This window comes from Streptomyces sp. NPDC048483, assembly GCF_040651455.1.
Classification (GTDB): Bacteria; Actinomycetota; Actinomycetes; order Streptomycetales; family Streptomycetaceae; genus Streptomyces.
Genome location: NZ_JBEZJZ010000208.1, coordinates 1 through 5975 on the forward strand (window position 1 = coordinate 1; position 5975 = coordinate 5975).

Annotated in this window: 2 protein-coding genes; both read left to right on the forward strand. The window is 68.8% G+C overall.

What is annotated here, in order from left to right; all coding sequences use genetic code 11:
- On the forward strand, positions 1 to 1197 hold a 1197-nt coding region (locus tag AB0D04_RS41995; RefSeq protein ID WP_362712692.1), incomplete at its 5' end, for a KR domain-containing protein.
- A gap of 45 nt (positions 1198 to 1242) precedes the next feature.
- Positions 1243 to 5975, forward strand: a 4733-nt coding sequence (locus AB0D04_RS42000) for a type I polyketide synthase (protein ID WP_362712693.1), incomplete at its 3' end; no start/stop codon positions are given.

Genomic DNA, 5975 nt, shown 5'->3' on the forward strand with positions numbered 1-5975 from the left:
GATGTGGCCGATCGGGAGAGTCTCGCCGGGGTGTTGGCGGGTGTTCCGGCCGAGTGGCCGCTGACGGGTGTGGTGCATGCGGCGGGTGTGCTGGACGATGGTGTGATCGAGTCGTTGACGCCGGAGCGGTTGGATGCGGTGCTGCGGCCGAAGGTCGATGCCGCGCTGAACCTGCACGAGCTGACCCAGGCCCACGACCTGACGGCATTCGTCCTCTTCTCCTCCGCCGCCGGTGTGTTCGGTAACCCGGGGCAGGGCAACTACGCGGCGGCCAACACCTTCCTGGATGCCCTGGCCCAGCACCGCAGGGCCCGGGGTCTGCCGGCCACCTCGCTGGCCTGGGGCCTGTGGGCCGAGGCCAGCGGCATGACCGGCAGTCTCGCCGCCACCGACGATCAGCGCATGGCGCGTCGCGGCTCACTGCCGATCACCACCGAACAGGGGCTCGCGTTCTTCGACACCGCACTCGGCCGAACCGGCGCCGGGGCGCTCGCCCTGCCGGTCCGGCTGGACGTCGACGCGCTGCGTGCCCATGCCACCGACGGCTCCGTACCGGAAGTGCTCGGCGCCCTCGCCCGTAGCCTCGTCCGGCCGGTGACGTCGCGCGGCACCGCCGTGAGCAACCCGGCGGGCACTGCGGGCACGGCCGGCTCGACGTCCGCGGCAGGGCCGTCGCTGGCCGCACGGCTCGCCGGACTGCCGGCCGAGGAGGTCGACAGACTGGTTCTCGAACTGGTCTGCGGCCACGTCGCCACGGTCGTCGGCTACGCCTCACCGGACACGGTGCAGCCGAACCGCCCGCTGAAGGACCTCGGCTTCGACTCACTCATGGCGGTGGAACTGCGCAACCGGCTCAACGCCGCCGCCGCACTGCGTCTGCCGTCCACCCTGGTTTTCGACCACCCGACTCCCACCGCGATCGCCAAGCTTCTCCAGTGCGAACTGGTCACGGACGGGGCCGCCCCGCGCGCCTTCGCATCGCAGGCCGACGGCGAACTCGACGGGCTCGAAGCCTCGTTGGCCGCCATGGACGCTTCTGATGACAGGCGGAAGCGGATTCTGGCGCGGCTGGAGACGATGTTGGCCAAGTGGCAGGACGACGGCAGCGACAGCGCCCGGGACGAGGTCACCGACAAGCTCGACGCGGCGACCGACGAAGAGATCTTTGCGTTCATTGACACCGAGCTCGGGTCCTGAGCCCATGCCGGACCCAGTGTGCGTACCGCGAGAAAGTGGCACTAGATGGTGAATCGGGACAAGCTGCGGGACTACCTCAAGCGCGTGACGGCGGACCTGCACCAGGCCCGCCAGCGCATCCGCAGCCTGGAAGCCTCCGAACGGGAGCCGATCGCCATTATCGGAATGGCGTGTCGCTTCCCCGGCGGAGTGACTTCGCCGGACGGTCTTTGGGACCTGGTCAGGAACGCCGAAGACGCGATCGGCGACTTCCCGGCCGACCGTGGCTGGGACCTCGACCGCCTCTTCGACCCGGACCCGGACCGGCCCGGCACCAGCTACACGCGGCACGGCGGATTCCTCTACCAGGCGGCGGACTTCGACCCGGAGTTCTTCGACATGTCGCCGCGGGAGGCCGTGGCGGTGGACCCTCAGCAGCGGCTGCTGCTGGAGACCTCGTGGGAGGCGATCGAGCGTGCCGGCATCGACCCCGGAACACTGCGCGGCAGCCGCACCGGTGTGTTCGCCGGCACCATGTACCAGGACTACGCCTCACGGCTGACCTCGGTGCCAGAGGGACTGGAGGGGTACGTCGGAAACGGCAGCGCCGCCAGCGTCGCGTCCGGCCGAGTTGCCTACACGCTCGGCTTCGAGGGCCCGGCGGTGACCGTGGACACGGCGTGCTCGGCATCGCTGGTAGGCCTGCATCTGGCGGCGCAGGCACTGCGGAACGAAGAGTGTTCGCTGGCACTCGCCGGCGGCGTCACCCTCATGGCCAGCCCGAGGGCACTGCTCAGCTTCAGCCGGCAACGCGGCCTGGCGCCCGGCGGCCGGGCCAAGTCCTTTGCGGCGAACGCGGACGGTACGGCGTTCGCCGAGGGCGTCGGCGTGCTGCTGCTGGAGCGGCTGTCGGACGCGCAGCGCAACGGCCACCGAGTGCTGGCTGTGGTGCGTGGTTCGGCGGTGAACCAGGATGGTGCGTCGAACGGTCTCACGGCACCTAACGGACCGTCACAGCAACGAGTGATCGAGCAGGCGCTCCAGAACGCGGGGCTGACCACTGCCGACGTGGATGCCGTTGAGGCGCACGGCACCGGCACCCCGCTCGGCGATCTCATCGAAGCACAGGCACTGTTGGCGACGTACGGGCGCAATCGGCCTGAGAACCAACCACTGTTGCTCGGGGCGCTGAAGTCGAATATCGGTCATACGCAGGCTGCGTCAGGTGTGGCCGGTGTGATCAAGATGGTCGAGGCGATGCGGCACGGCGTGCTGCCGCCCACCCTGCACGTGGACGAGCCGACTCCCGAGGTCGACTGGTCAGCGGGCGCGATGCGGCTGTTGACCGAGGCTCAGTTGTGGCCTGAGACGGGTCGGGTGCGTCGGGCGGCGGTGTCGTCGTTCGGGATCAGCGGCACGAACGCGCATGTGATTTTGGAGCAGCCTCCGGTTGTGGAGGAGGAGTCTGCCGCCGGTGGGGTGGGCTCGGTTGTCCCTGCTGGTGGGCCGATGGCGTGGGTGGTGTCGGCGAGGTCTGAGGCGGGGTTGCGGGCGCAGGCGCGGCGGTTGGGTGCGTTTGTGGTGGAGCGGCCGGAGTTGTCGCCGGTGGATGTGGGCTTCTCGTTGGCGATGTCCCGTGCCGGTCTGGATCACCGGGCGGCGGTGGTCGGTGCGGACCGTGAGGCGTTGCTAATGGGGTTGGGGGCGCTCGCGGACGGTGAGTCGGCCACTGGTGTGGTGCGGGGAGAGGTCGCTGCCGGTGATGGTCGCGTTGGGGTGTTGTTCTCGGGTCAGGGTGCGCAGCGGCTTGGTATGGGGCGGGAGTTGTACGACCGTTTCCCTGTTTTCGCGGATGCTTTTGATGGTGTGTGTGGTGAGTTGGAGCGGGCGTTGGGTTCGTCCGTGCGTGGGGTGGTGTGGGGTGAGGACCAGGATGCGCTGAACCAGACGGTGAATGCGCAGGCGGGTTTGTTTGCGGTTGAGGTGGCGTTGTTCCGGTTGCTGGAGTCCTTCGGTGTCGCGCCGGATGTACTCGTCGGTCATTCGGTGGGGGAGCTGGCGGCGGTGCATGTGGCCGGGGTGCTGTCTCTCGAGGATGCGTGCACGCTGGTGGCCGCGCGGGGTCGGCTGATGCAGGCGTTGCCCGAGGGCGGGGCGATGCTCGCTGTCCAGGCCCGCGAGGAGGAGGTCGCACCGCTGCTGGGTGAGTCGGTGTGGCTTGCCGCGGTCAACGGACCTGACTCGGTGGTGGTGTCCGGTGATGTCGATGCGGTTGAGGCTGTGCGGGAGTGGGCGAGGGGGCGGGGTCGTAGGACGAATCGGCTGCGGGTTTCGCATGCGTTCCACTCGCATCGTATGGACGGCATGCTGGAGGAGTTTGCCCGGGTAGCGGAGCGGTTGACGTACGGGGCGCCGCAGATTCCTGTGATCTCCACCCTCACCGGTGAGGCTGCTTCTGAGGAGGAGTTGTGCTCGCCGGCGTACTGGGTGCGTCAGGTACGGGAGGCAGTCCGCTTCGCGGATGCGGTGCGTTCGGCTGTGGGTCAGGGTGTGACGCGGTTTGTGGAGGCCGGTCCGGACAGCATCCTGGCGGCCCTGGCCAGCACCATCCTGGCCGAAGGCGAGGCCAACGAGAGCGTCTGTGTGGCGACGCAGCGCGCTGACCGCGATCCGGGACAGACCTTGGTTTCCGCTCTTGCTCAGCTCCACACGGCTGGAATCGCGGTGAGCTGGGATTCGTTGTTCGCGGGTGCGCAGAGGGTCGATCTGCCGACGTATGCGTTCCAGCGGCAGCGGTTCTGGGTGGAGTCGGTGGCGTCGGCGGGTGTGTCTTCGGCCGGGGATGGGGTGGAGTCCCGGTTCTGGGAGGCGGTGGCCGGTGAGGACTGGGAGACGTTGGGTGATGCCCTGGGCATCAGTGAGGACGATTCGCTGACGTCGGCGGTGTCCGCGTTGTCGACGTGGCGACAGGCCTATGTGGCCGAAGCCTCGGTCGATAACTGGCGGTATGGGTTTTCGTGGTCGCCGGTGGGTGAGCTGGAGTCTTCGCGGTTGTCGGGGACGTGGTTGTTGCTGACTGGTGAGGGCGGGGACGCGTGCGTCGATGTCGCCGGTGCCCTGAGTCGGTGTGGGGCTGAGGTCGTCCGGGTGGATGTGCCGTGCGGGGTGGACCGCGCCGGTCTCGCGGAGCTTGTCCGCGCCCGTACGGGTGAGGAGAACAGCGAGGGGCCGGCCGGGGTGCTGGTTGCCCTTGGCGAGGTGCAGTCCGCGATCGCCGTGCAGGCGTTGGGTGATGTGGGTGTGGGCGCTCGGGTGTGGGCGTTGACGCGGGGTGCTGTGTCGACGGGAGCCTCGGATTCGCCAGTCGAACCGGATCGGGCGTTGGTGTGGGGTCTGGGGCGTGTTGTGGCGTTGGAGCATCCTGATCGTTGGGGTGGTCTGGTGGATGTGCCTGCTGTGCTGGATGAGCGTGGGGGGCGTCGGCTGGCGGGTGTGTTGGGTCAGGGTGCTGAGGATCAGGTGGCGGTTCGGGCGTCTGGTGTCTTTGGCCGTCGGTTGGTGCGTTGTGCGCGGGTGGTGGGGCAGGAGTGGTCGCCTGGGGGCGGCACGGTGCTGGTCACGGGTGGTACGGGTGCGTTGGGTGCTGAGGTGGCCCGGTGGGTGGTCGACCGGGGTGCGCGGCGGGTTGTCCTGCTGAGTCGTCGGGGTGAAGACGCCCCGGGTGCCGACGTGTTGCGGGGGGCGTTGACTGCGGCGGGTGCGGAGGTGCGGATCGTCGCGTGCGATGCCGCCGACCGTGAGGCGCTGGCCGAGGCGCTGGCCGGTGAGGAGATCAGTGCGGTCTTCCATACGGCGGGGGTTTTGGATGACGGTGTGGTCGATGGTCTTACTCCTGAGCGGTTCCGGACGGTTCTCCGTCCGAAGGCCGAGGCGGCGTGGCATCTTCATGAGCTCACCCGCGACCATCCCGTAACGGCCTTCGTCCTGTTCGCCTCGATTGCAGGTTCCTTCGGCGCCGCCGGCCAGGGGAATTACGCCGCCGCCAACGTCTACCTGGACGCGCTGGCGGAACGGCGTGTGGGTGAGGGGCTTCCGGCGACGTCTGTGGCGTGGGGTGCGTGGGACCAGGCCGGCATGGCCACCTCTGACGTGGTCGAAAGTCGACTGGCCAGGGGCGGCATCGGTGCCATGGCACCGGAGTTGGCCCTGCGCGTGCTGGGCCGACTCGCCGGCACAAGCGGCTGCTTCGCGGTCGCCGACGTGGACTGGGACCGCTACGCGTCGGCGTTCACGGCAGTGCGTCCGAGCCCGCTGTTCAGGGGAGTTCCCGAGGCCCTGGAGGCGATGAAGAACGCAGAAGCCGCCAGGGCGACCGGTCCGGCCGGTGGTCAGGGGAAGCTGGCTGCTCGTCTGGTGGGTATGCCCGCATCGCAGCGCGAGGCGATGGTGCTGGATCTGGTGCGGGCTCGGGCCGCAGCCGTACTCGGTCACAAGTCGGCGGAGGCGGTGGCGCCGAAGCGGGCTTTCCGGGAGCTCGGTTTCGATTCCCTGACCGCCGTCGAGTTCCGTAACGTGCTCTCTGCGGCTACGGAACTGTCACTGCCGTCGACGCTGGTCTTCGACTACCCGACGCCGTCCGCGCTCGCGAACCACATCGCAGCCGAACTGTTGGGGACGCAGGTACAGCTCCTTGATGAATCCGGTGCGTTGGCGGTGGCGGATGAGCCGATTGCGATCGTGGGTATGTCGTGCCGGTTCCCGGGTGGGGTGTCTTCGCCGGATGAGCTGTGGGATCTGGT